Source organism: Agromyces sp. NPDC058064 (genome assembly GCF_042885275.1).
Classification (GTDB): domain Bacteria; phylum Actinomycetota; class Actinomycetes; order Actinomycetales; family Microbacteriaceae; genus Agromyces.
The window spans coordinates 516,913-539,023 of sequence record NZ_JBHVSE010000001.1 but is presented as its reverse complement, the minus strand read 5'-3'; the positions used below and the strand labels follow the sequence as shown (position 1 = coordinate 539,023).

General features: G+C 71.5%; 25 protein-coding genes. 16 read left to right on the top strand and 9 right to left on the bottom strand.

Going from position 1 to position 22,111, the window contains the following annotated elements:
* Positions 1 to 32 precede the first annotated feature (32 nt).
* Genes ACFVSL_RS02530 through ACFVSL_RS02520 form a run of 3 tightly spaced genes read left to right on the top strand, consistent with a single transcriptional unit; the run spans position 33 to position 2,078 of the window.
* Positions 33 to 560, top strand: coding sequence for a dihydrofolate reductase family protein (locus ACFVSL_RS02530; protein WP_386938201.1), 528 nt, complete (start codon positions 33 to 35; stop codon positions 558 to 560).
* A gap of 38 nt (positions 561 to 598) precedes the next feature.
* Positions 599 to 1,519, top strand: a complete 921-nt coding sequence (locus ACFVSL_RS02525; RefSeq protein ID WP_386938200.1) for an aminoglycoside phosphotransferase family protein — start codon at positions 599 to 601, stop codon at positions 1,517 to 1,519.
* Between the two features lie 4 nt (positions 1,520 to 1,523).
* Positions 1,524 to 2,078 carry a hypothetical protein gene (locus ACFVSL_RS02520; RefSeq protein WP_386938199.1) on the top strand — a complete coding sequence of 185 codons (555 nt, stop codon included), beginning with the start codon at positions 1,524 to 1,526 and terminating at the stop codon, positions 2,076 to 2,078.
* Between the two features lie 216 nt (positions 2,079 to 2,294).
* Here ACFVSL_RS02520 and ACFVSL_RS02515 read toward each other — a convergent pair whose 3' ends face one another.
* Positions 2,295 to 4,652, bottom strand: a complete 2,358-nt coding sequence (locus ACFVSL_RS02515) for a beta-N-acetylglucosaminidase domain-containing protein (protein ID WP_386938198.1) — start codon at positions 4,650 to 4,652, stop codon at positions 2,295 to 2,297.
* A 309-nt stretch (positions 4,653 to 4,961) separates the two neighbouring features.
* Here ACFVSL_RS02515 and ACFVSL_RS02510 point away from each other — a divergent pair, with 309 nt between their 5' ends.
* Positions 4,962 to 6,215 carry an ROK family transcriptional regulator gene (locus tag ACFVSL_RS02510; RefSeq protein ID WP_386938196.1) on the top strand — a complete coding sequence of 418 codons (1,254 nt, stop codon included), beginning with the start codon at positions 4,962 to 4,964 and terminating at the stop codon, positions 6,213 to 6,215.
* 4 nt (positions 6,216 to 6,219) lie between these two features.
* Positions 6,220 to 6,642: a hypothetical protein gene (locus tag ACFVSL_RS02505; RefSeq protein ID WP_386938195.1), complete on the top strand. Its 423-nt coding sequence runs from the start codon at positions 6,220 to 6,222 to the stop codon at positions 6,640 to 6,642.
* Positions 6,643 to 6,651: 9 nt separating this feature from the next.
* Here the strand turns inward: ACFVSL_RS02505 and ACFVSL_RS02500 are convergent, their stop codons facing one another.
* Both ACFVSL_RS02500 and ACFVSL_RS02495 read right to left on the bottom strand, forming a co-directional pair.
* Positions 6,652 to 7,656, bottom strand: coding sequence for a hypothetical protein (locus ACFVSL_RS02500; RefSeq protein WP_386938193.1), 1,005 nt, complete (start codon positions 7,654 to 7,656; stop codon positions 6,652 to 6,654).
* Between the two features lie 146 nt (positions 7,657 to 7,802).
* Positions 7,803 to 8,495: a flavin reductase family protein gene (locus tag ACFVSL_RS02495; RefSeq protein ID WP_386938191.1), complete on the bottom strand. Its 693-nt coding sequence runs from the start codon at positions 8,493 to 8,495 to the stop codon at positions 7,803 to 7,805.
* A gap of 148 nt (positions 8,496 to 8,643) precedes the next feature.
* Between ACFVSL_RS02495 and ACFVSL_RS02490 the strand changes: the two genes are divergently transcribed.
* The 3 genes from ACFVSL_RS02490 to ACFVSL_RS02480 all read left to right on the top strand — a co-directional run bounded on the left by ACFVSL_RS02490 (position 8,644) and on the right by ACFVSL_RS02480 (position 11,086).
* A complete protein-coding gene (locus ACFVSL_RS02490) occupies positions 8,644 to 9,255 on the top strand; it encodes a carboxymuconolactone decarboxylase family protein (protein ID WP_386938190.1) in 612 nt (203 codons plus the stop codon).
* Positions 9,252 to 10,127, top strand: coding sequence for an RNA polymerase sigma-70 factor (locus ACFVSL_RS02485; RefSeq protein WP_386938189.1), 876 nt, complete (start codon positions 9,252 to 9,254; stop codon positions 10,125 to 10,127). Before ACFVSL_RS02490 ends, ACFVSL_RS02485 begins: the two co-directional genes overlap by 4 nt.
* A 62-nt stretch (positions 10,128 to 10,189) precedes the next feature.
* Positions 10,190 to 11,086 (top strand): TerC family protein, encoded by an 897-nt coding sequence (locus tag ACFVSL_RS02480; RefSeq protein ID WP_386938188.1) that lies wholly within the window; start codon positions 10,190 to 10,192, stop codon positions 11,084 to 11,086.
* 20 nt (positions 11,087 to 11,106) lie between these two features.
* Here ACFVSL_RS02480 and ACFVSL_RS02475 read toward each other — a convergent pair whose 3' ends face one another.
* Genes ACFVSL_RS02475 through ACFVSL_RS02465 form a run of 3 tightly spaced genes read right to left on the bottom strand, consistent with a single transcriptional unit; the run spans position 11,107 to position 12,281 of the window.
* Entirely contained in the window at positions 11,107 to 11,547 is a 441-nt protein-coding gene (locus tag ACFVSL_RS02475; protein WP_386938186.1) for a VOC family protein, read from the bottom strand.
* A gap of 53 nt (positions 11,548 to 11,600) precedes the next feature.
* On the bottom strand, positions 11,601 to 11,948 hold the full coding sequence (locus ACFVSL_RS02470; protein ID WP_386938185.1) for a DUF805 domain-containing protein: 348 nt from the start codon (positions 11,946 to 11,948) through the stop codon (positions 11,601 to 11,603).
* 33 nt (positions 11,949 to 11,981) lie between these two features.
* Positions 11,982 to 12,281 carry a hypothetical protein gene (locus tag ACFVSL_RS02465; RefSeq protein ID WP_386938183.1) on the bottom strand — a complete coding sequence of 100 codons (300 nt, stop codon included), beginning with the start codon at positions 12,279 to 12,281 and terminating at the stop codon, positions 11,982 to 11,984.
* 91 nt (positions 12,282 to 12,372) lie between these two features.
* Between ACFVSL_RS02465 and ACFVSL_RS02460 the strand changes: the two genes are divergently transcribed.
* Both ACFVSL_RS02460 and ACFVSL_RS02455 read left to right on the top strand, forming a co-directional pair.
* The gene (locus tag ACFVSL_RS02460; RefSeq protein WP_386938182.1) at positions 12,373 to 12,861 is read left to right on the top strand and encodes a nitroreductase/quinone reductase family protein; all 489 of its coding nucleotides are present in this window, start codon (positions 12,373 to 12,375) and stop codon (positions 12,859 to 12,861) included.
* Positions 12,862 to 12,959: 98 nt separating this feature from the next.
* Positions 12,960 to 13,754, top strand: coding sequence for an SDR family NAD(P)-dependent oxidoreductase (locus ACFVSL_RS02455; RefSeq protein ID WP_386938181.1), 795 nt, complete (start codon positions 12,960 to 12,962; stop codon positions 13,752 to 13,754).
* Positions 13,755 to 13,782: 28 nt separating this feature from the next.
* Here ACFVSL_RS02455 and ACFVSL_RS02450 read toward each other — a convergent pair whose 3' ends face one another.
* On the bottom strand, positions 13,783 to 15,315 hold the full coding sequence (locus ACFVSL_RS02450; RefSeq protein WP_386938180.1) for a multicopper oxidase family protein: 1,533 nt from the start codon (positions 15,313 to 15,315) through the stop codon (positions 13,783 to 13,785).
* Positions 15,299 to 15,781 carry a hypothetical protein gene (locus ACFVSL_RS02445; protein WP_386938178.1) on the bottom strand — a complete coding sequence of 161 codons (483 nt, stop codon included), beginning with the start codon at positions 15,779 to 15,781 and terminating at the stop codon, positions 15,299 to 15,301. The genes ACFVSL_RS02450 and ACFVSL_RS02445 overlap by 17 nt, the downstream gene beginning before the upstream one ends.
* Before the next feature lie 195 nt (positions 15,782 to 15,976).
* Between ACFVSL_RS02445 and ACFVSL_RS02440 the strand changes: the two genes are divergently transcribed.
* The 6 genes from ACFVSL_RS02440 (at position 15,977) to ACFVSL_RS02415 (ending at position 21,560) form a co-directional block, all read left to right on the top strand.
* On the top strand, positions 15,977 to 18,079 hold the full coding sequence (locus ACFVSL_RS02440) for a sensor histidine kinase (protein ID WP_386938176.1): 2,103 nt from the start codon (positions 15,977 to 15,979) through the stop codon (positions 18,077 to 18,079).
* A complete protein-coding gene (locus tag ACFVSL_RS02435) occupies positions 18,072 to 18,779 on the top strand; it encodes a response regulator (protein WP_386938175.1) in 708 nt (235 codons plus the stop codon). The genes ACFVSL_RS02440 and ACFVSL_RS02435 overlap by 8 nt, the downstream gene beginning before the upstream one ends.
* A 56-nt stretch (positions 18,780 to 18,835) precedes the next feature.
* A complete protein-coding gene (locus tag ACFVSL_RS02430; protein ID WP_386938174.1) occupies positions 18,836 to 19,186 on the top strand; it encodes a metallopeptidase family protein in 351 nt (116 codons plus the stop codon).
* A 96-nt stretch (positions 19,187 to 19,282) separates the two neighbouring features.
* The gene (locus ACFVSL_RS02425; RefSeq protein WP_386938172.1) at positions 19,283 to 19,756 is read left to right on the top strand and encodes a DUF6069 family protein; all 474 of its coding nucleotides are present in this window, start codon (positions 19,283 to 19,285) and stop codon (positions 19,754 to 19,756) included.
* 50 nt (positions 19,757 to 19,806) lie between these two features.
* The gene (locus ACFVSL_RS02420; protein ID WP_386938171.1) at positions 19,807 to 20,949 is read left to right on the top strand and encodes a sensor histidine kinase; all 1,143 of its coding nucleotides are present in this window, start codon (positions 19,807 to 19,809) and stop codon (positions 20,947 to 20,949) included.
* A complete protein-coding gene (locus ACFVSL_RS02415) occupies positions 20,946 to 21,560 on the top strand; it encodes a DNA-binding response regulator (protein WP_386938170.1) in 615 nt (204 codons plus the stop codon). Before ACFVSL_RS02420 ends, ACFVSL_RS02415 begins: the two co-directional genes overlap by 4 nt.
* A 22-nt stretch (positions 21,561 to 21,582) precedes the next feature.
* Here the strand turns inward: ACFVSL_RS02415 and ACFVSL_RS02410 are convergent, their stop codons facing one another.
* A complete protein-coding gene (locus tag ACFVSL_RS02410; protein ID WP_386938168.1) occupies positions 21,583 to 22,005 on the bottom strand; it encodes an acyl-CoA thioesterase in 423 nt (140 codons plus the stop codon).
* Between the last annotated feature and the right edge of the window lie 106 nt (positions 22,006 to 22,111).

Below are 22,111 nucleotides of genomic sequence, written 5' to 3'. Positions count from 1 at the left end.
CGCCCGAGGCGCATGCTGGGGCGATGGGCAACGTGACGATCTCATTCGAAATGACGCTCGACGGGGCATTCGACCAGATGGAGCACTGGTTCGACGAGAACGACCCCGGCCTGCAGCGGGCGAGCGACGAGCTCGTGTTCGGCGCCGACGCCGTGCTGCTCGGACGCCGAAGCTACGAGTTCTTCCGCGAGTACTGGCCGGCGCAGACCGACGAACGCGGCTTCGCGGCGTACTACAACGCACTGCCGAAGTTCGTCGCCTCGACGACGCTGACCGGCCCCCTCGACTGGAACTGCACCCTCATCGAGGGCGACCTCGCCGAGTACGTGCGCGGGCTTCTCGAGCGGTACGACTCGATCATCTCGCACGGGTACGGCGGGGTCGCGGCCGCGCTCGTCGACGCCGGCCTCGTCGACGAGGTGCACGCGGGCATCCACCCCTTCATCGTCGGCAACGCCGAGGACCGGCTGCGCTCGCCGCATCCGGTCGGGTTGCGGCTGCTCGATGCGCAGGTCTCCGACTCGGGCATCATCGCGGCGAAGTACGCGCCGCTGCGCTGAGCGCGGCGGGTCGGGGCCGCGAGCGGCAGAATGGGCGGATGCCCCTGCACGACGACGAGCTGCACATCGACGAGGCACTCGTCGCCCGGCTGCTGCGCCGCGACCGCCCTGAGTGGGCGGAGCTGCCGATCGCCGAGGCCGGTGGCGGCACCGACAATCGCATGTTCCGGCTGGGCGACGAACTCCTCGTCCGGATGCCGCGCACCACCGCCTCGGCCGCGTCGCTGCGCAAGGAACGGGAGTGGGTGCCGCGGCTGGCACCGCAGCTGACGCTCCGCGTGCCGACGACCGAGTTCGCTGGTGCACCGAGCCCGGAGTATCCCGCCGAGTGGGCCATCGTCCGGTGGATCGACGGGGACGTTCCCGACACGGGCAACGTCGAGGGCTGGTCGGCGTTCGGCCATGACCTCGCGGCCTTCGTGCGCGAACTGCACGCGATCGAGCTCATGAGGGCGACCCGCGACGGCGGGCTCAGCTGGTACCGCGGCGGCAGCCTTCGCGACGCCGACGAGTGGATCGCCCCGTACTTCGACGGCTGCCGACCGCTCGTTGGCGACGAGCTCGACATCGGCACCCTCGAACGCTGGTGGCGCGAGGCGGTGGAGCTGCCCGACTCGACCGCCGGCCCGGTCTGGCTGCACGGAGACCTGCGACCGGGCAACCTGCTCGTGCGCGACGGCCGTCTGCACGCGGTGATCGACTTCGGTGCGCTGTCGATCGGCGCGCCCGACGCCGAGCACGCCCCGGTGTGGGATCTGCCTGCTGCGGCTCGCGACGCGTACTTCGCGGCGGCGCGACTCGACGACGCCACCTGGCTGCGCGCCCGTGCCTGGGCGATCGGCGTCGCGGTCTCGGGCATCGCGTACTACTGGGAGACGTTCCCCGAGTTCGTGACGGAGTGCCGGGCACGACTCCGCGCTGTGCTCACGACAGCCGACCCAGCGGAATCGGTGCGGTGAAGGCATGGGTGGACTGCCGCTCATCGGTGCGAAGACGATTCACCTCGACAAGAACACGTTCATGTGGGTGCAGACCACTCATTTCGGTTCCCCACCCGCCGACGATCGATCGGCTCTCGCAGCGCTGATCGCGAGTCCGGGGTATGCGTTCGACTACGCCGTCCCGTATCCGTTGGAAGAACTGCTCGAAGAAGAGCTCGAACGCGATCGGGAGCGGCTTCCCAGTTCACCTCCGGTGCACGGGCGCTGGTGGCTGAGCGAGATCCGCGAGAGCAGCTTCCGATCGACCACCGCCGGGGAAGCCGAGGCACGGATTCGATCGTGGGCAGACGATCAGGACTGGGCCGACCCGGGTTACCGGCAGCCTCCCGAAGTTCATGAACGACTTCAGTGGGTTCATAACCTGTTGAGGCTCGGGACCGTCTACACCCTGAACAATCCGGGCGACGAGGGAATGCACGACTACGGGTTCACGCCCGGAGAGCTGGGATTCCACGAGTTCGTCGTGGTCGACCGCCGCAGCAATGCCGTGCACCTCATCGTCGCGTCCGACGACTAGGAGACATCGCCGAGAATGCCATGCCGGTTCCGCCTCATCGTGAGGCGAAACTGGCAGAGCTCGAACGAGGCACCTGTCGCCTGATGCGACGCGGGCAGCGGCATCCGGAGGCGGCGCGGAGCGCGGAACGCAGAGTCGACGGTGCGAACGCGATGGCCGCGCAGGAGAGTGCCCTCCAGCCCGTAGGGGAGCGGGAGGGCACCGGTCAGAGCCGCCTCACTTCGCCGCGTAGATGCCGAACTCCCAGATCGAGTAGCCCCACGTGGTCTTGCGGTCGATGCCCTGCATGCGCACGTACTGCACCGGGTCGGCCTCGTCGAAGGTGAAGAGGTCGAGCCCGCAGGTCGAGTCGTCGACCGTGCGGATCGTCGTCCAGGTCACCCCGTCGGTCGAGGTCTGCAGCTCGTAGGCGTTCGCGCAGGCCGACTCCCAGTTGAGGGTGACCCCGCGCACGACCGTCGGCTCGGCGAGCTTCACCTGCACCCACGAGTCGTCGCTGTAGCCCGAGGCCCAGCGGGTCGACGGCTTGTCGTCGTTGACGTTCGCGGCGCCGAACTGCGGCACCTCGACGCTCGACGCGGTCGCCGTGCCCTTCGGCGCGACGTTCACGACGTCACCGGCGTCCCACATGGCGAGCGTGAACCCGATGCGGCCGTGGAACACGTCGAGCACGCCGTCGGCGATGCGCACCTTCGCCTTGCCCCACGTGTTGTCGGGCGGGTCGACGACCACCGCGGCGGCCTGCGCCGCGGTCGCCTTGGCCGAGGCCGCGAGCTCCTCGGAACCCGCCTCGTCGCCGTCGAGGCGCGCCTGCACCGCGTCGAGCAGTTCGACGGTCGATTCGCCCCAGAGTGCCGTCGCGTCGAGCCACGGGCTCGCGTCGGAGAGGAAGGCGGGGTCGGTCGGGCCGCTGCGGATCGCGTCGGGCGCCTCGCCGATGGCGACGGCGTACTCGCGGAGCTCGGCGACGGCGCCGGCCTTGTCGCCGGCCTCCCAGCTCTCCCAGAACGCCGTGATGCGGGCGTTCAGCTCGGGCGACTGCGGCTGCCACGGCGCCCCGAAGCTCGGGGCGAGGTGGTTCAGGTCGGCGAAGACGCGCAGCGAAGCGGCCGTCGAGGCATCCCCGTTCGCGATGTAGCGCAGCGCCTGCGACCAGTTCTCGCCGGCGTCGTACGCCTCGTCGTTCCAGGTGAAGTCGGCGACGCCGAAGATCGCGATCTTGCTGGCGGCGGCCTGGTTCATCGGGTTCGAGACGATGCCCGAGAGGTACTCGCCGAGGCCGGCCTCGCGCTTGTCGTACGGCGCGAGCAGCAGGCGGCCCGAGGTCTGGCCGTAGTCGTTCACCGGGTAGTTGTCCCAGAGGAAGGTCGGGCCGCCGAAGACGGTCGCGGCCTTCTGCGCCTGCGCGACGGTGACCTCCTGCGGCACGACGCCCTCGCCGGTCCACATCACGACGACGTCCTCGTCCATGCCGCGGAGCGCGGTCTTGTAGCCCGAGTCGGTCGTGTTGTAGTACTCGGTCGGCACCATCTGCAGGGGGTAGGCGCCCTCGTGCGTCTCGATGAACTCCTTCTGCACGCGGTCGAGGAACGAGGCCTGCGCGATGCCCGCCGTGCGCCCGCTCGGGGCGCCGAACGCGGTGCGGTCGCCGTCGCAGTGCCAGCGCGCGTAGTCGATGTCGTCGAGCGGGATGTTGAAGGCCCGCACGCCGAGGTCGTACATCTGCTGCAGCTTGCCCGTGAGTGCCTCGTAGTCGGCGTCGCTCGAGTAGCAGACGGTGTTGCCGGGCGAGAGGGCGAAGGTGAAGCGCACGTGGTTCGCCGTCGCGGCCTGCACGAGGTCGCCGAGCTCGGCGAGCTTGTCGGCGGGATACGGGTCGCGCCACTTGTCGCGGTGGTACGGGTCGTCCTTCGGCGCGTAGATGTAGGTGTTCGCCTTGACGTCGCCGTAGAACTCGAGCTGGTCGAGTCGTTCGTCGTGCGACCAGGGCTCGCCGTAGAAGCCCTCGATCGTTCCGCGCAGCGGCATCGAGGGGAAGTCGCTCACCGCGGCGCCGGCGATGCGGTACCCGCCGTCGTCCTTCGGCACGAACAGCTGCTCGAGCGTCTTCACGGCGTAGTACTGCCCGGCCGCGTCGACGCCGCCGAGCGCGACGGTGCCGAGCGGGCCCGTGGAGGCATCGGCCCGGATCGCGTAGCCCTCGGCGTGGGTCGGCACCTCCGTCTCGCCGAGCACCGATCGGATGTCGCTGCGGGACGCCGCACCCAGCCCGATCGTGAGCGGGGCCCGGCCCGAGCGCGTGTCGCGCTCGTCGATGCGGTCGACGCCGTGCTCGGTGAGGGTCTCGCGCAGCGCGGCCAGCGCGGCGGGGTCGGTGCCGTCGTCGACGACGAGCTCGACGCGACCCGGCACGTTGAGGTCGGAGCCCGCGCGGTCGATCGACTGCGGGGTCGGGCTCACGGCGGGCAGCGGTCCCGTCGGCGGGGCCGCAGCGGCGGGGAGCGGCACGAGCACCCCGGCCAGGGCGACGGCGCAGACTCCTGCCGTGGCCAGCGTCTTGCGAATTGATTGCATCATTGCCTCCAACTTCTCGACGATCGTCGTGTCGCCCGAGGCACGGAGTCGTCGCCGCGTCCGACGGCGCGCAGCACCGCGGATCGGCGGTAGGGCGCGCTGAGGAGCGGGGGAGTCCCGCGGCCAATCCCCGACCGCGGGACCCGTGCGACGGAGGAAATCCGTGCATCCGGCCCACTTTGTTGACTTAGTAAACTAAGTTGGGTCGAACCTATGCGATCGCTGTGGAGGCGTCAAGGGGCAAGATGTTCTCGTGCCCGGCAGCGCGGCCGCCGGCGACCGTTTCGCCCGACCGAGGAGACGATGACCGTGAGCACCGCCAGCCCGCAGCGCAGATCCGCTCTCCTGCGCCGATTCGCGAGCACCGGGCTGCCCGACGCCCAGACGGTGATCCGCCGCGACAACCTGCTCCGGGCGCTCGCACTCATCGCGCGCGAACCCGCCCCCGTGACCCGGGCCGTGATCGCCCGGCGCACCGGCCTCACCTCGGCGACCGCGTCGTCGCTCGTCGCCGAGCTCATCGAGGTCGGCCTCGTCACCGAGACCGGCCCCGCCGAGAGCACCGGCGGCAAGCGCGCGACCCGCCTCGAGATCGACGGCGACACCCACCTCATCGTCGTCGCGGTCGTGCGCACCCGTGCAGTCGACACCGCGCTCGTCGACCTCGCCGGTCGCACGGTCGCGAGCCGTCGGGTCGACCACCCCGCCGGGGTGGAGGTCGACGCGGTCGTCGATGCGGTCCGCGAGATCACGCGGGGCGTCGAGTCGCGGGTGCTCGCCGCATGCGTGCAGGTGCCCGGCGTCACGGCCGGCGGGGTCGTCGTCGACAGCGTGCAGCTCGGCTGGTACGGGTTGCCGCTCGCGAGCCTGCTGGAGGAGGCGATCGGCGCCCCGACCTCGGTCGTCAACGACGTCGACGCCGAGGCGCTCACCGAGGCCGCCGACGCCGGGGAGGGCGTGATCCGGCTCGTCGTGCACCTCGGCGAGGGCGTCGGCGCAGCAGTCACCAACGGCGGCACGCTCATGTCGGGTGCGACCGGGCGGGCCGGCGAGATCGGCCACGTGCGCGTGGTCTTCGAGGGCGACCGCGCGACGTGCCGGTGCGGCCTGTCGGGATGCCTCGAATCGGCGGCCTCGATGAGCGCGATGCTCGGGGACGCCTACACCGACGAGCTCGACGGGCACGACACGAGCCTGCTCGCCTCGACCGCCGACTCCCGCGAGCGCATGGCCGTCGGCGCCCGCGCGCTGTCGCGGGCCCTGCGCATCATGGCGGCCCTCCTCGACCCGCAGGAGGTCGTCATCGCCGGCGCCGCCCCGGCGCTCGGGCCCCACTTCCTCGGCACCCTGCGCGACGAGTACGAGATGTACCCGGCGAAGGGCACGGCGCCGGTGCCGATCCGCTACGGGCGGGCCGAACTCGGCCGGTACCTCGGTCCGGCACGATCGGCGCTCGCGCCGATCCTCGGCGATGCCCTGCCGCTCACCGGGCCGGCACCCGAGCCGGCGCCCGGGCCGGCACCCGAGCCGGCCGCGCCCGTGCCGCCCGCCCTCGTACAGTGAGGGGATGGACGCCTGCGCCGCCCTCGCCGACTCGATCGCCCGCCTCGCCGACCGCGGCTACTCGAACGGGCGGTTCCTCAAGGAGCTCGGCCGGATCGCCGGAGTCCGACGCGGACCGCTGTGGGTGTTCGACGCGGCGAGCGGCGGCCGTAACCGCCTGAGCGGCCGCGGCTTCCGCAGGCCGGTCGACGATCAGACCGACGGCCAGGCGCGGCACTTCGCCGGCACCGTGGCGGTCACGGCCCGCATCGGCGGCCGGCTCACGAGGTGGCTCACCGTCGCCGTGCTGCGCGACGGTCCCGACACGGCCGACGGCCGGCTGAGCGAGGAGGCCATCGAGTTCGCGTGTGCCATCCGCTCGGGCGAGCTCGAGCAGGCGGATGCCTCGGGCTGGGTGCGTCGCCGTCTGTGCCACGCCGCGGCGTGAGTGCTGGGCTCAGTCGGGTGGAAGATCCAGCGATCCGCCCTTCAAGAGCGTTTCATCCGGGAGGTGGTAGATCTTCACGTCCAGTGTGTGACGGCCTGCCGATTCGAGGTCGGGCGCCCAGATGTACGCGGTGCCGCCGTCGTGCTCCTTCGTCGGCGTGAAGCGGACGCCCAAGCGGTCGGACGTCCAGGCGCTCGCGTCGTCGCTGCGCACCGACCAGGTCAGGACCAGTGGTTCGCCGGCGAGCCAGTCGAGCTGGTAGTCCACCCTCACGCGGTATCCGTGCGGATTCAACCTGCCGCCCTCCTCCGAGGACTCGACCTCCTCGAACGCTGCCGCCAACTGCGTCGCCGCATCGTCGGCGGAGAGCGCATCGCCGCTCGGGTCGCGGAGATCGATGTTCTCGGCGATCGCACGCATCACCGCCTTCACTTCATCGTCGGTCGGATCCCACTTGTCGAGCACGGGATTCTGCGCGACCTCGTTGAGCACGTCGGTGTTCGGCACGGCGTCGAAGCGGCGGGTCGAGGCCGAGGGCGAGTCGCTCACGTCGGGTGTCGTCGAGGGAGTCGGCGCCACCGTCGGCATGTCGGTCGGGTCTTCGGCCGGGTCAGTGGGGTCACCCGTCTCGGGAGCATCGGTGGAATCGTCGGTCACCTCGTCGGTCCCGCCATCCGTCACCTCGTCGGTCGAGCCCCCGGTCACCTTGTCGGGCGCGGGCGACGGCACTGCCACGACCGTCAGTTCGACGCTCGCCTGCCCGGGTCCCATCTCCTCGACCGCGGGTCCCGATGCCGAGGTCAAGCCCCGGCTCGCCTCGTCGAAGTCGAAGTCGTGCAGCTTCTGGTCTTCGAGCTGCTCGAGCTCGAGGCTCACCTGCTCGCCTTCGTCGGGGCTGAAGAAGAGGTTCCACACACCGACGACGGCGAGGATCGCGCCGGCGAGACCGCCGGCCGTCAGCACGAGCGCCTTGACCTGCTGCCAGCGGGACTTGGGTTCAGTTTCGGCAGACATGGGCTGCCACCTCCAGCACCGGGCTCGACCGCCAGGGGGAAATCGTGAGGTCGAGAACCTCGCCCACGGCCGGTGCCCGTCCTCGAACGCTCGCGCGACCCGGGGCGCGCGTCAACAGGGCTGGTACTGAACTCCGGCCGGGATCCTCAGGCCGCCGAGGGCTCGCCCGACGGATCGGACGTCGTACGGTGTGCGCCCGCCGGGGTCTCGGAGCGGTAGGAGTGCCCCAGCTGCGCCCCGAGTCCGAAGTAGTGCCGGAAGTTGTAGATCAGCGGACTCCACCTGCCCGGGTCGAGGTGATTCGTGCCGGGCACCACGATGTCTGAGGCGGCGTGGACCATGCTCACGGCGACCTCGACGATCATGAACCCGCCCGCCGATCCGGCGCGCAGGCTGACGGCCGTCCCCTCGAGTTGCAACGGGCATTCGGCCACCCGCGGCGGCCCGACGGTCGTCGACCGCATCGGCGTCAGGCCGGCTGCCGCGAACTTGTCGGGCTCGAACCGCATCCCCGCCGGCTTGGACGGCGGCACCGGAAACCGGCCCGTCAGCGGCGCGAGCCGTTCGACCTGCTCCCACGACTCGGGCGACGGCACGTTCACGACCAGTTCGGGCCGTTCGAGGAGGTTGGCCGCCGAGCGGCCGTCCGAGCCCAGGCCGAGCACGAGGGTCTGGCCGAGCGCCCAGGCCGACGAGATCGGAGCGAGGTTGCACGTGTCGTCGGGGTTCGTCGTCGTGATCAGCACGACCGGAGTGCCGAAGTAGAGGATGCTCGGCTCGATGGCCAGGTGCTCGCCGTGGGTCGCGGCCGAATCGATGTCAGGTGATGAAGAGGTCACCGCACGACGATATGGTCGCTTCGTTTCGCTCGAGGTCGAAACATCGATGCCGGGGATGTCACACGCCCGCGCCGGCCGGTGTCTTCATGTGCGACGGGATGATCCCGGGAACCGAACCCCGGACCGTCGACGATCGCAGGAGGACACGATGACCACCCAGACCCGCATCCCGCCGACCGAGCTCACGGGCGTCTTCGGCACGGTCGTGAAGGTCGCAGCGAAGCGCATGATCGGCCGGGTGCCCGACTCGATGGGCGTGCTCGCGCACCACCCCGCGCTCATGCGGGCGTCGATGGGCATCGGCCGCAAGATCGAGGCGCTCGACGAGCTCGACCAGAACCTGGCGAGCTACGCCGTGATGGCGACGGCGGCGTACATCGGCTGCAGCTGGTGCCTCGACTTCAACTACTACAAGGCGCACAACGAGGGCCTCGACGAGGCGAAGGCCCGTCAGGTGCCGGTGTGGCGCGAGGCATCCGTCTTCTCGCCCCTCGAACGCAACGTCATGGAGTACGCCGAGGCGATGAGCCAGACCCCGCCCGCCGTCACCGACGAGCTCTCGGCGGCGCTCCTCGACGAGCTCGGCCCGGCCGCGCTCATCGAGCTCACCGCGAAGGTCGCGTTCATGAACATGAGCTCGCGCATGAACGTCGCTCTCGGCATCCACTCGGAGGGCTACGCCGACGCGTGCGAGCTGCCGCCGATCGCGACGCGCGCGTCGGCGGGTGCCTCCACCGAGGTCGTAGGCTCGGCATCATGACCGACGACCCGTTCGTCACCCACCGCGCACTGCTCTTCACCGTCGCCTACGAGATGCTCGGCTCGGCGGCCGACGCCGAGGACGTGCTGCAGGAGTCGTGGCTGCGCTGGAACACCGTCGACCGTACGGAGGTGCGCGACGAGCGCGCCTACCTCGTGCGGATCGTCACGCGCCAGGCGCTGAACCAGCTGCGCACGAGGTCGCGCCGCCGTGAGTCGTACGTGGGGCAGTGGCTGCCCGAGCCCCTGCTCACGAGCCCCGACGTGGCCGACGACGTCGAGTTCGCCGAGAGCGTCTCGATCGCGATGCTGACGGTGCTCGAGACGCTCGGGCCGACCGAGCGGGCGGTGTTCGTGCTGCGCGAGGTGTTCGACGTGTCGTACGACGAGATCGCCGACGCGGTGGGCAAGTCGCCCGCCGCGGTGCGCCAGATCGCGCACCGCGCGAAGGAGCACGTCGCGGCGCGGCGGCCGCGTATCGCGGTCGACCGGGCAGAGCAGGAGGCCGTCGTCGCGCGATTCGTCGCGGCCGTGAACTCGGGCGACCTGCAGGGCCTCATGGACGTGCTCGCGCCCGACGTCGTCTCGGTCGCCGACGGCGGCGGCTTCGTGAAGGGCGCGGCGCCCCGCCCGATCGTCGGTGCCGACAAGATCGCCCGCTACCTGCTCGGCGGCCTCGCGAAGCTCGGCCTGCCGTTCGAGGCGCGCCCGACGTGGGTCAACGGGCATCCCGCGATCCGCGGCGAGGTCGACGGCGCGCTGGCAGGCTCGATCAGCTTCGAGATCGAGGGAGGGCGGATCACGCGCATCTTCTCGATCGCGAACCCGTACAAGCTCGGCCACCTCGACGAGGAGGCCGAGCTCACCCGGTAGCGATCCCTGCGATTCCGCGTCGACGGCAGCGTGCGAGGACGGCGGCTCTCTACGATGAACGGGTGGACTTCTCCTTCGCCTTCACCCCCGACCTGATCGCCGTCTTCATCACGCTGTTCGTGCTCGAGATCGTGCTCGGCGTCGACAACGTGATCTTCATCTCGATCCTCGCGTCGAAGCTGCCGAAGGAGCAGCAGGCGAAGGCCCGCAACCTCGGCCTGACGCTCGCGATGGTGATCCGGGTGATCCTCGTGTTCTTCGCCGGATGGATCATCACGCTGAAGGAGGACGTGGTCGTCTGGTTCGGCATGGGCTTCTCGGTGAAGGACTTCATCCTCATCGCCGGCGGTCTCTTCCTCGTCTACAAGGCGGTCACCGAGATCCACCACAAGCTCGAGGGCGCCGAGGAGGAGCACGGCGGCGCACCCCGGCGCATCACCTTCGGCTCGGTGCTCGCGCAGATCCTCGCGCTCGACATCGTGTTCTCGCTCGACTCGGTCATCACCGCGGTCGGCATGACCGAGAACCTCGTCGTCATCGTCACCGTCGTCGTGCTCTCGTTCGCGATCATGCTCTTCGCCGCGCGCTTCATCTTCACCTTCGTGAACCGCCACCCCACGGTGAAGATGCTCGCCCTGTCGTTCCTGCTCCTGATCGGCGTGTTCCTCATCGCCGAAGGCTTCGGCGTGCACATCGACAAGGCGCTCATCTACGCCCCGATGGCCTTCGCGATCCTCGTGGAGGCGCTCAACCTCATCGCCGCGTCGCGCAAGGCGAAGCGCGAGCAGCGCCGCCGCACGCCGGTGCAGCTGCGCCCCCAGTACCCCGACGTCGACGAGTCGGTCGCGGTGTCTGCGGCGCTGTCGAAGGGCGAGCCGGGCGCGGGTTCGGTGGGCCTGTCGAACCGCCCGGTCGAGGGCGAGCGGGATGCCTCGGAGGATCGCGCCGGGCTCGGGTGATCCCGAGCCGCGCGCTGGAGTCAGCCGAGCCGTTCGGCGAGCGCCAGCACGATGCCGGCGGGGCCTCGGAGGTAGCAGAGCCGGTAGACGTTCTCGTAGTTCGCGATCTCGCCGAGGAGCTCGGCGCCGTGCCCGCGCAGGCGCGCGACGGTGTCGTCGATGTCGTCGACGGCGAACATCACGCGGTGCAGGCCGAGGGTGTTCGGCGGCGGGTTCGCCGGTGACATCTCGGATGCCACGGGCTCGAGGTACGTCGCGAGCTCGAGCCGGCCGTGGCCGTCGGGGGTGACGAGCACCGCGATCTCGCTGCGGACGCCGTCGAGGCCGACGGTCTGGTCGGCCCACGTGCCTTCGATCGGGGCTCGGCCCTCGACGGCCATGCCCAGCTCGACGAAGAAGGCGACCGCGGCGTCGAGGTCGTCGACGACGATGCCGACGTTGTCCATCCGTTGAATGGTCATGGGGGTGAGCCTACGCCCGGGCGTGCGGGCCCGGGCGAAGCCGAGTCGTGCCGTCAGGCGACGGCGGCCGCCTTGCCGGGCTGCGAGAGCATGACCGCGAGCACGATGAGCCCGGCGATCGGCACGAGCAGCCAGAAGACGTGGCCCCAGCCCTGGCCGGTGTCGCGCAGGCGCCGCACGATCACGGCGAGCGTCGGCAGCAGCATGGCGATGCCCCAGAGGCTCGACAGCACGGCGCCGAGGCTCGACGCGTCGCCGAGCGGGATCACGTTGAACACGCCGAGCGCCGCCGCCACGAGGGCGTAGAAGAGGATCCACCACCAGAACTCGGGGCGGCCCGCCCGGCCGTTGAAGTCGGCGTACTTGCGCAGCACGGTCGTGATCGATTCGCCGAACGACATGGGCGTCCTCTCCGCGGTGGGGTCAGGGACATCCTATTCAGCGGGGAGGATGCGCCCGCGACCGAACGGCAGCGCGGGCGCCCGGTAGACGAGCGCAGCCGAATGCCCCGGCTCGAGGGCGAACTCGGCCGCGCCGAAGCGCCACAGCCGATTGAAGAGGTACGCGCCGATGACGGCGCGCTCGTCGGCGCGCAGCTGCCACGTTCCGACGCCCCACTGGCTCGGCTGGCCGCGGCCGTCGATGACGAGGGTCGGCCTGACGCCCCAGTAGAGCGCGAACCAGGGCTTGTGCAATGTCAGCTCGATGCGACGGGTGGCGGGGGCGTCGGTCACCCGGCGAGTCTAGGCAATCCGGGTGCCGGTCGAGCGAATCGGCGGGATGATTGAGGTGGAGCAGTCTTCGCCACCGGAAGGAGGCGATCGCATGTCATTCGACACGCGGAGCGGCACCCGTGGTGCGCGGCAGCCGGCGCGCAACCGGTTCGAGCGGTGGGCCAATCTCCGGATGGCCGAACGCATCCGTCGCAAGGGCGACCGTCGCGGCACGAAGCTCGCGCTCGTGACGATCGGCCACCGCACGGGGCTCGAGCGGGTGACCCCGGTGCGCTGGTTCCCGGCCGGGGGCGGCGCGCGGTACATCGTGGCCTCGGCGAACGGAGCGGCCCGGAACCCCGCCTGGTACTACAACCTCGCCGCGAACCCCGATCGGGTGCGCATCGAGTTCGCCGGAAAGCACCTCGACGTCGTCGCCGAGCAGCTGCACGGCGCTGAACGGGCGGCGGCCTGGGCGCAGATCACGGCGACGGCGCGGGGCTTCGCGAAGTACGAGCGGCTCACCGACCGCGAGATCCCGGTGATCGTCCTGCGGTCGCGCCCGCCGGGCCGGCATGCCGTCTCCCCGAACGGAGGATGACCGGGTCGTCGCGCATCCGATTTGCAATCAAAAGGTTGCATTTCTCTCTCGCGTTGTGCAACCCTTGAGTTGCACAAGCGGACGAAGGAGGGCTCGACATGCTGCTCGAGAACAAGGTGGCCGTGATCCACGGCGGTGGCGGTTCGATCGGGAGCGCGGCGGCGCGGGTGTTCGCCCGCGAGGGCGCGCGGGTGTTCCTCGCGGGGCGGTCGCTGCCGCGGCTCGAGCTCGCGGCATCCCGGGCGAGGGCCGAGGGGGCGGAGGTCTCGGTCGCCGTCGTCGACGCCATGGACCAGGCCGCGGTCGACCGGCACGTCGACGAGGTGGCGCAGACGGCGGGGCGCATCGACGTCGCCCTCAACGCCGTCGGCTTCGACCATGTGCAGGGCCTCCCGATCGCCGAGACCTCGCTCGACGACTACCTGCACCCCGTCGTCGGGTACCTGCAGACGAACTTCGTGACCGCGAAGGCGGCGTCGCGGCACATGATCGCGCAGCACGACGGCGTCATCCTCACCATCTCGACGCCGGGCGCCCGGCTCACCGGCCGCGGGCTCATCGGCAACGCCGCCCAGTCGGCCGGGCTCGAGGGGTTCTCGCGGGCGCTCGCCGGCGAGCTCGGGCCCGACGGGGTGCGCGTCGTCTGCGTTCGCCCGCACGCCATGTCGGACGCGCTGGCGACCTCGTACACGGGCGAGATGTTCGGCCGCATCGCCGACGCCGGCGGCGTCGCGATGGACGAGTGGATCACGGGGCTCAGCGGCATGACGCTGCTCGGTCGGCTGCCGAAGCTCGAGGATGTCGCGGAGTACCTCGCATTCGCGGCATCCGACCGTGCGCACTCGATGACCGGTGCGATCGCGAACCTGTCAGCCGGAGCACTCGTCGACTGAGGCGTCGGAGCGCGTCGCAGCGACGCGCTCACTCGGGCCGATTGCCCGCGTCGCCGTTGATCGTGAACGGGGTCGTCACGCCCTCGTACATGAGGTGGGCGATGAGCCCGTCGACGGCGTGCGGGAGGGTGTGGCAGTGGTCGCTCCAGATGCCGGGGTTGTCGGCGACGAAGGCGATGTCGTACGACTCGCCGGGGTGCACGTCGAGCGAGTCGACGACCCACGGGCTGCCCGACGCCGCGACGCCGTCGCGCGAGAGCACCACGACGTGGTGGCCGTGCAGGTGCATCGGGTGCACGTCGCCCGAGTCGTTGCGGAGGTGCATCACCACGACGTCGCCCTCGGCCACCGCGAACATCGGCACGTCGGGGAACATGCGCCCGTTGATCGTCCAGAAGTTGCCGGGCCGGCCGTCGATGATGCCGAAGCGGCGGGCGATGCCGTACTCGTAGGAGCGGTCGGGCGAATCGGGGTCGAAGGCGAGCGGGGCGGGGGTGCCGTAGGCGAGCAGGTCGAGGGTCTCGGCCGGCTGCCGCACCCGGGGAGCGGCCTCGGCCTCCGGGGCCGGGCCGATGAGCACGCTCCGGGCGCCGCCCACGTGCAGGCGCGCTGCGCCGCTCGCGGGCACGGTCACGGTGACGTCCGCCCGACCTCCGGCGGGGATGAGCAGCCGCTGCCCGTCGACCTCGCCGGGACGGTTCACCTCGTGGCCGTCGGTCGCGACGACGCGGAACGGGGCGCCCGACCACACCGCCGCGGTGCCCTGGTCGGTGTTGATGACGCGCACCCGCACCGTCGAGCCGGGCGCCGCGGTGACGCGCTCGTCGCCGACGCGACCGTTGAGCGTGTGCTGGCCGCCGTAGACGTGCAGCAGCGCGGTGACGTCGAGCGCCGCGGCCGGCGTCGTCGCCTCGGCGGTCGAGACGGTCGCCGGCTCGATCACGATCGCCCCGAGCAGCCCGCCGACGACCTGCTCGTGCGAGACCTGGTGCGAGTGGTACCAGTAGGTGCCGGCATCCGTCGCCTCGAAGCGGTAGACGTGCCGGCCGCCGACGGGCACGGCGTCCTGCGTGATGCCCGCGACGCCGTCGGCCGCGTTCGGCACGTCGATGCCGTGCCAGTGCAGCGTCGCACCGGCGGTCACCGACTCGTTCACGAGCTCGACCTCGACGAGGTCGCCCTGCCGTGCCCGGATCCTGGGGCCGGGCGACGTGCCGTTGACCGTGTAGCCCTCGACGTCGCGGCCGCCGGGCACCTCGACGGTGCCCTGCCGGGCGACGAGCTCGACGCGCACGTCGGCCGGGCGGTCGGGGGCGGTGAGCGCGGTCACGCTCAGCCCGCCGGGGGGTGCGGATGCCTCGGTGCCGTCGCCTCCGACCGCCCCGCCCGAGGCGTGGCCGGCGTCGCCGCCGTGGCCGGCGTGCCCCTCGCCCGAGCCCATGTCCATCACCGAGTACTCGCCGAGCAGCGTGGAGCTCCACGCGAGCGCACCGGCGCCGAGCGCGGTCGCGACCGCGACGCCGACGACGGCGCACCGCAGGAGCTCACGCCGCGACGGCATCGCTCGTCGCCTCCTCCGGGCGTTCCGCCGCGGCGTCCGCCCGTCGTGCCCGGCGCACGCGGAGGGCGGCGACCGCCCCGGCGACGACGATCGCGAGCGCGTTCGCGCCGTGGATGATGCCGAGGTAGGGCGACCCGACGATCGAGAACCCGAGCGTCACCTGCAGCACCACGAGCCCGAGGGTGATCGCGGCCCACAGCTTCGCCCCGCGCACGCGGACGAAGAACGACACGATGAGCAGCGCGACCGCGACGAGCGGGATCAGCACGCCGCCGACGAGGCCGTGGACGAGGAAGCCGAGCTCGCCGACCCCCGCGGCCTGGAAGCTCTCGAGCAGCGCCTTGTCGACGACGCCGCCCTCGGCGATGAGGTTGAGCATGCCGCCGAACGCGAACGCGATCGCGGCGGCCTGGACGACGACGGCGCCCGACACGGTCCAGGCGAGGCCCGAGTACAGCTTGCGCATGATGCCTTCTCCTTCGTGCGGCGCCGGTGCGTGGCATCCGCTCGTGTTCACGCTGCTCGCTGCCCGCCCGCGCCGGAACGCGGCGGGCCGGATGCCGCATGGCAGCCGCCCCCGCGCGCCATGGGGGCCAGCCGCTAAGGGACGGCCGGGGAAGGCCCCCTCCCGCCGAGCGCCGGAGAGGAGGACGATGGAAGCGTGGAACGCAGGTGGGTGTGCCTCGCGACGCTCGGCCCGATCGGGGTCGCGGCCCTGGTCTACATCGTCGTCGTGCGCGGATTCATCGAGGGCCAGGCCGATCACACCCTGGCCTGGCCGATGATCGGCATCCTGCCGTTGTTCGTGTTCGGCATGTGGCTGCTCACGGTCACGGCGTCGCGCATGGCCGTGCTGATCGCGCTCGCCTCCACGGCCATGCTCGTCAGCTCGGCGTACGAGACCTTCGTGCTGTTGAACCCGGAGGTCGCCGCCGAGCCGTGGTTCCCCCTCTTCAATGCGATCGGGCTCACCGCCGACGGCACGGCGACGGCGGCGTTCCTCATGGTGTTCGCGACCTTCCCCGAGGGCACCGCCGAGCACCGCTGGCAGCGGATCGCGGTCGTCTTCCTCTGGACGCCCATGCTCGCGGGGCCGCTGACACTGCTCACGACCCCGCACGTGGTGATGTCGCCCTACATCGGCCTCAGCGGCGACGCGATCCCGAACCCGTACGCGGTGCCATGGCTCGAGTGGGCGGCGCCCGCGGTGCAGTACCTCATCGTGCAGCCGGCGCCGGCCGTCGTGGTCGGGCTGACGGTGCTCGGAACCCGCGCGCTGTTCGGCACGCCCGAAGTGCGCGCACGCACGCGCGTCATGGCCCTCGTCGTGGCGGCCGCCCTGGTCGCATTCGCGCTCTGGACGTTCTTCGACCACTGGATCATCCAGCTGTTCGTCTACGCGTCGCTCATCACGATCCCCATCGCGGCGATCCACGGCATTCTTCGGTACGGCGCGTTCGACATCGCGCCGGTCGATCGCGGGCCATTGGTCGCGCGGTCGTCGAACCTGCTGATCACCGTGCTCTACGCGGCAGCCGTCGCGACGCCCGCGGTGCTGCTCGCGCCGCCGCTGCGGGTCGTGCCCGCGATCCTGCTCACGACCCTGCTCGCGGTCGCGCTGCTTCCGCTCCGGAGCTGGCTGCAGCGTCGGCTCCACCGCACCCTCTTCGGCGACCGCGAACGGCAGTTCGAGATGCTCGGCGAGCTCGGCGCGCGGCTCGAGCAGGCGGTCGAGCCGCGCGAGCTGCTCACGCGCCTCGCTGAGGCGGTGCGCGAGGGGCTTGATGCCTCGTGGGTGCGCATCGAGCTCGTCGGCGTCGACGGCGCGATCGCCCCGGCGCCGGTCGGGTTCGCGAGCGCCGATGCGGCGGCGACCGCCGCCGCGGCCGGCGAGGCCGCCGTCGACGTCTGCGACCTCGTGCACGGCGACGAGACGCTCGGGCGCATCGAGCTCGGGCCGAGGCGCCGCGGCGAGTACGGCGAGGCCGAGCGGATGCTGCTGCGCACGGTCGCGGGCCAGGCCGCGGCGTCCGTGGCGAACGTGCGCCTGACGGCGCAGCTGGCCGAGCAGCTCGACGAGCTCACGGCCTCGCGCGAGCGGCTCGTCGCCGCGCAGGACGACGAGCGCCGGCGCCTCGAGCGAGACCTGCACGACGGCATCCAGCAGGACGTGGTGGCGCAGATCGCGGGGCTCCGCCTCGCGCGCAACCGTCTCCAGCGCGGCGAGCTCACCGCCCCCGAGCTCGCCGCGCTGCAGGAGCAGGCCCGCGACACCCTGCGCGAGCTGCGCGAGCTCGCACGGGGCATCCACCCGCCGGTGCTGAGCGACAACGGGCTCGTCGCCGCCGTCGAGTCGGGGGTCGCCCGGTACCCCATCCCGCTCGAGGTGTCGGCCGACGCGGCGCTGCGCGCCACCCGCTTCCCCGACGACGTCGAGACGACCGCCTACTACGTCGTGCGCGAGGCGCTCGCGAACACGGCGAAGCACGCGAACGCGACGCACGCCTCGGTCGGGCTCGCCCGCAGCGACGGGCACCTGCGCATCGCGATCAGCGACGACGGGTGCGGGATAGGGGAGGTGCCCGGATCGACCGGAGCGACACCCATGTCGCACGGCGGGCTCGCGAACATCCGCGACCGCGTCGCCGCCCTGCGCGGCACCGTGCGCGTCGGGCCGAACGACCCGTCCGGCACGACGCTGGTCGTGGAGCTGCCGGTCGACACGGCCGCGCCGGCGGCGGGGCAGGAGGCGCCCGTTGGATGACCCGGGAGTGCTGCGCGTCGTCGTCGCCGAGGACAACTACCTCGTGCGCGAGGGCGTGCGGCGCCTGCTCGAGGACTCGGGCGAGGTCGACGTCGTCGCCTCGGTCGGCAACGGGGCCGAGCTGCTCGACGCGGTGCGGCGGCTCGCGCCGCACGCCGTGCTCACCGACATCAGGATGCCGCCGGGCCATCACATGGAGGGCATCGAGGCTGCGCACGCGATCCGCGCGTCGTCGCCGTCGACCGGGGTCGTGGTGCTGTCGCAGCACGCCGACGAGAGCTATGCGCTCGCGCTCTTCGCCGACGGTTCGGCGGGCCTCGGCTACCTGCTGAAGGACCGCATCGGCGACCTCGAGGACCTCGTGCACGCGCTGCGCGAGGTCCGCGCCGGCGGCTCGGTGATCGACCCGCAGATCGTCGACACGCTCGTGCGGCGGCGGAGCGCGGGGTCCGCGAGCCCGCTCGCGACGCTGTCGCCGCGCGAGCTCGAGGTGCTGCGCCAGATGGCCGCGGGCAAGACGAACGCCGGAATCGAGCAGGCGCTGTTCCTGTCGACCTCGACGGTCGAGAAGCACGTGAACGCCATCTTCACGAAGCTGCGGCTGCCCGAGTCGGGCGTGCACCGGAGGGTGGCGGCGGTGCTGGCGTTCCTCCAGAACGACGGGGGCGCGGGGCATCCGGCCCGGGGGCTCACGGACTGATTCCGCTGAGAGCGAGCGCCGGCCGGACGGTCTCCGCGAGCGAGCAGAATTGCCGCATGGTCGAGATCTCCGACGACGACTTCGAGCGCATGGTGAGCGAGGTCTACGACGCGCTGCCCGACGACATGGTGCGCGGCCTCGAGAACGTGGCGGTGCTGATCGCCGACCAGCCGCCGGGGGAGCGGCCGCGGCTCTACGGGCTCTACAGCGGGCGGCCGCTCAAGACCCGCGGCGTCTACGGCTACGGCGAGCTGCCCGACCGCATCACGCTCTTCAAGAACAACATGCAGGCGCACAGCGCCGACCTCGACGCACTGCGCACGCGGGTGCGCATCACGCTCGTGCACGAGATCGGCCACTACTTCGGGCTCGACGACGCCCGGCTGCGCGAGCTCGGCTGGGCGTAGGGCCGCGGCGTCGCGCGCGAGCCGGTACTTCCGTCCCGATCGAATGGTGACATTCGACCCTGCCGTCGCGGGTCGGCGGTTCGTAGCGTCGACCGCATGAACACGACCACTCGAAACCTACCGCCGAACACGACCGCCGATCATGTTGCGGCGAACGCCCCCACGTCTGGACGTCGACGAGTGCGCAGGGCCGCGGCCGTCGCCGTGGCGATCCTGCTGCCACTCCTCGTCGGCCTTGTCGCGACCGCGCTCTTCGGACTCGATCTGATCGTGGGCGCGGGTCCGACGGCGCAGACCGTCACCGCCGCGTCGATCGTCGTCGCGGGGTTCGTCGGGGGCTCCGCCGCATGGGGCGTCCTCGCGCTCCTCGAACGGTTCGTACTGCATGCCCACCGCATCTTCGCCGTCGTCGGATGGACGCTGCTCGGCCTTTCGCTGCTCGGCCCGATCGGCGCGGGCGCGTCAGGAGGGGTGCTGATCGCACTCATCGCGATGCATCTGACCACCGGTGCCGCACTCCTCGTCGGCCTGCCGCTCGCGGCACGGCCGCACGGTGCAGGAAGGCGCTGAGTAGATTGGCTGGCGGACGAGCACCGGATTCGGAGCCCAGGATGCGTGACGTGACCACGATCGACGAACAGCAGCCCGCACCGCGAACCGCGGCGTGGCTCGCCTACCGCCCGGGTCCGTGGCTGGCGCTGATCGCGGCGCCGGTGCTGCTGGTCGCCCCGCTCGTCGCCGCGATCGCCGCGGGCGACCCAGCGAGAATCGCGTACGTCGTGCTGATCGGCGTCGCCTTCGGGGTCGCGGTTTCGCGACCGTTCGGGGCTGGGCGTCGCCCCAGCGCGCTGACGGAGATCGTCTTCGTCGCGCTGCTCGCGCTCTGCGCCGGGTACCTCGTGCTCTGGCACTCGGATCAGGCGCTGCTCTTCCCGCTGCTGGCGGTCGCCGCCTCGCTCGCGATCCGACGACGGTGGGCGATGGGCATCGTCGGTTCGGTGGCGGTGACCGGCGCGCTCGCCGTGGGGTTCGAGACGTTGTCGCTCGGCGCGGCGGTCCTCGTCGGTTTCGCCGCCTTCGCGGGCGGCGCGGGCAACTACCTGGTGCAGTACTACGTGGCACTCGCCCACGAGCTCGACCGCACGCGCGAGCGACTCGCCGCCGCGGCGGTCGCCGAGGAACGGCTGCGCTTCTCGCGCGACCTGCATGACCTGCTGGGTCACTCCTTCTCGGTGATCGCGGTGAAGACCGAGGCGGCACGCCGACTCATGACCCCGGACCCGGATGCCGCGGCCGCCCACATCTCGGACGTCGAGACGATCGCACGCGAGGCGCTCAGCGAAGTGCGATCGATGGTCGCCGGCTCGCGTGCCATGAGTCTCGGCCCGGAGATCGTGAACGCGCGCCGCACCCTCGAGGATGCCGGGGTCGCGACCTCGGTCGTCCTGCCTCAGGAGCCGATGCCGGTCGCGGTCGATGCGCTGCTCGGCTGGGTGGTGCGCGAGGCGGCGACGAACGTGCTCCGCCACTCCGTGGCCCGCGAGTGTGCGATCGAGATCTCGATCGCCGATCAGCGGGTGACGATCGACTTCTCCGACGACGGGCCGAGTCGCACTCGGGCATCGCAGCCATCGGCCGCCGACGGCAGCGGGCTTCGGGGGCTTCGCGAGCGGGTCGAGGCCATGGGCGGTGAGTTCGCCGTCGAGGTCGGGCGGCGGTTCCGCGTCACCGCGGTCGTGCCTCTTCAGGGGTCGGCGCGATGAGCGAATCGACCACGATCCTCATCGCCGAGGACCAGCGCATGATGCGCTCGGCGCTCGCCACCCTGCTCGAGCTCGAGCCCGATCTCACGGTCGTCGGTTCGGTCGAGCGGGGTGATGAGGTGGTCGCCGCCGCCGCGCGGCTGCAGCCCGAGATCGTGCTGCTCGACATCGAGCTGCCCGGCGCCAGCGGACTGGACGTGATCGAACCGCTGCTCGCCGCTGCGCCGGGCAGTCGCGTCGTCGTGGTGACGACCTTCGGCCGGCCCGGCTACCTGGCGCGCGCGCTCGCCGCCGGGGCGAGCGGGTTCCTCGTGAAGGACGATCCGGTCGAGCAGCTCGCCGGGGCGATCCGGCGAGTGCGCGGGGGCGAGCGGGTCGTCGACCCGACGCTCGCGGCGGAGGCCCTCGGTACCCGCGAGAGTCCGCTGACCGCGCGCGAGGCCGAGGTGCTGCGTGCGTCGACGGCCGGTGCGACGATCCACGACATCGCCGAGCAGCTGTTCCTCTCGACGAGCACCGTGCGCAACTACCTCTCGAACGCGATCGGCAAGCTCGGCGCGCGCAATCGCCTCGAGGCACTCACGATCGCACGCGACCGCGGCTGGTTGTGAGGCGTCGACCCGGTCGAATGCGTCACCCTGCCGGTTCGAAGAACTGCGCCTGCAGCTCGTCGGGCCAGTCGGCGCCGCGCCGCGTGCGGGCGTCGACGTACGCCACGATCATGAGGCACGTCGCGGCGGTCGTGCCCGAGGCATCCGTCATCGTGCACTCGATGATCGCGTCGTGCCCGCGGAACTCGCGCACGAAGGAGGTGATCGTCACCGCCTGGTCGCCGTCGATCGGCCGCAGGAAGTCGATCTCCATGCGCCGCACCCACGTCATGAAGCCGAGCGTGCCGAGCGTCGGGAGGTTCCAGCCCGCGTATCTCGCGAGTCCCTCCATGCGATGGTCGGTGAAGTACCTCGCGTAGTTGCCGGTGCTCAGGTGCTGGAAGGGGTCGAGCTCGGAGAAGCCCACCTGGTGCGCGGTCTCGTAGATGATCGGTGCCCTCGCCATGGCGACCTCCTCGTGCAGCACGGCGTCCGGCGCTCACGCTACTCCCATCGCGTCGGCGCGGCGGGGTCGCCGACCACGCCCGAACTGGGGTCAGCGCCGAACCCCG

Coding starts and splice junctions, on each gene's coding strand:
- ACFVSL_RS02505 (WP_386938195.1), top strand. CDS start 6,220: ATGGACGCCTGCGCCGCCCTCGCCGACTCGATCGCCCGCCTCGCCGAC.
- ACFVSL_RS02475 (WP_386938186.1), bottom strand. CDS start 11,547: ATGACCATTCAACGGATGGACAACGTCGGCATCGTCGTCGACGACCTC.
- ACFVSL_RS02410 (WP_386938168.1), bottom strand. CDS start 22,005: ATGGCGAGGGCACCGATCATCTACGAGACCGCGCACCAGGTGGGCTTC.
- ACFVSL_RS02470 (WP_386938185.1), bottom strand. CDS start 11,948: ATGTCGTTCGGCGAATCGATCACGACCGTGCTGCGCAAGTACGCCGAC.
- ACFVSL_RS02430 (WP_386938174.1), top strand. CDS start 18,836: ATGGTCGAGATCTCCGACGACGACTTCGAGCGCATGGTGAGCGAGGTC.
- ACFVSL_RS02520 (WP_386938199.1), top strand. CDS start 1,524: ATGGGTGGACTGCCGCTCATCGGTGCGAAGACGATTCACCTCGACAAG.
- ACFVSL_RS02425 (WP_386938172.1), top strand. CDS start 19,283: ATGAACACGACCACTCGAAACCTACCGCCGAACACGACCGCCGATCAT.
- ACFVSL_RS02460 (WP_386938182.1), top strand. CDS start 12,373: ATGTCATTCGACACGCGGAGCGGCACCCGTGGTGCGCGGCAGCCGGCG.
- ACFVSL_RS02515 (WP_386938198.1), bottom strand. CDS start 4,652: ATGCAATCAATTCGCAAGACGCTGGCCACGGCAGGAGTCTGCGCCGTC.
- ACFVSL_RS02490 (WP_386938190.1), top strand. CDS start 8,644: ATGACCACCCAGACCCGCATCCCGCCGACCGAGCTCACGGGCGTCTTC.
- ACFVSL_RS02485 (WP_386938189.1), top strand. CDS start 9,252: ATGACCGACGACCCGTTCGTCACCCACCGCGCACTGCTCTTCACCGTC.
- ACFVSL_RS02500 (WP_386938193.1), bottom strand. CDS start 7,656: ATGTCTGCCGAAACTGAACCCAAGTCCCGCTGGCAGCAGGTCAAGGCG.
- ACFVSL_RS02445 (WP_386938178.1), bottom strand. CDS start 15,781: ATGCGCAAGCTGTACTCGGGCCTCGCCTGGACCGTGTCGGGCGCCGTC.
- ACFVSL_RS02455 (WP_386938181.1), top strand. CDS start 12,960: ATGCTGCTCGAGAACAAGGTGGCCGTGATCCACGGCGGTGGCGGTTCG.
- ACFVSL_RS02525 (WP_386938200.1), top strand. CDS start 599: ATGCCCCTGCACGACGACGAGCTGCACATCGACGAGGCACTCGTCGCC.
- ACFVSL_RS02450 (WP_386938180.1), bottom strand. CDS start 15,315: ATGCCGTCGCGGCGTGAGCTCCTGCGGTGCGCCGTCGTCGGCGTCGCG.
- ACFVSL_RS02415 (WP_386938170.1), top strand. CDS start 20,946: ATGAGCGAATCGACCACGATCCTCATCGCCGAGGACCAGCGCATGATG.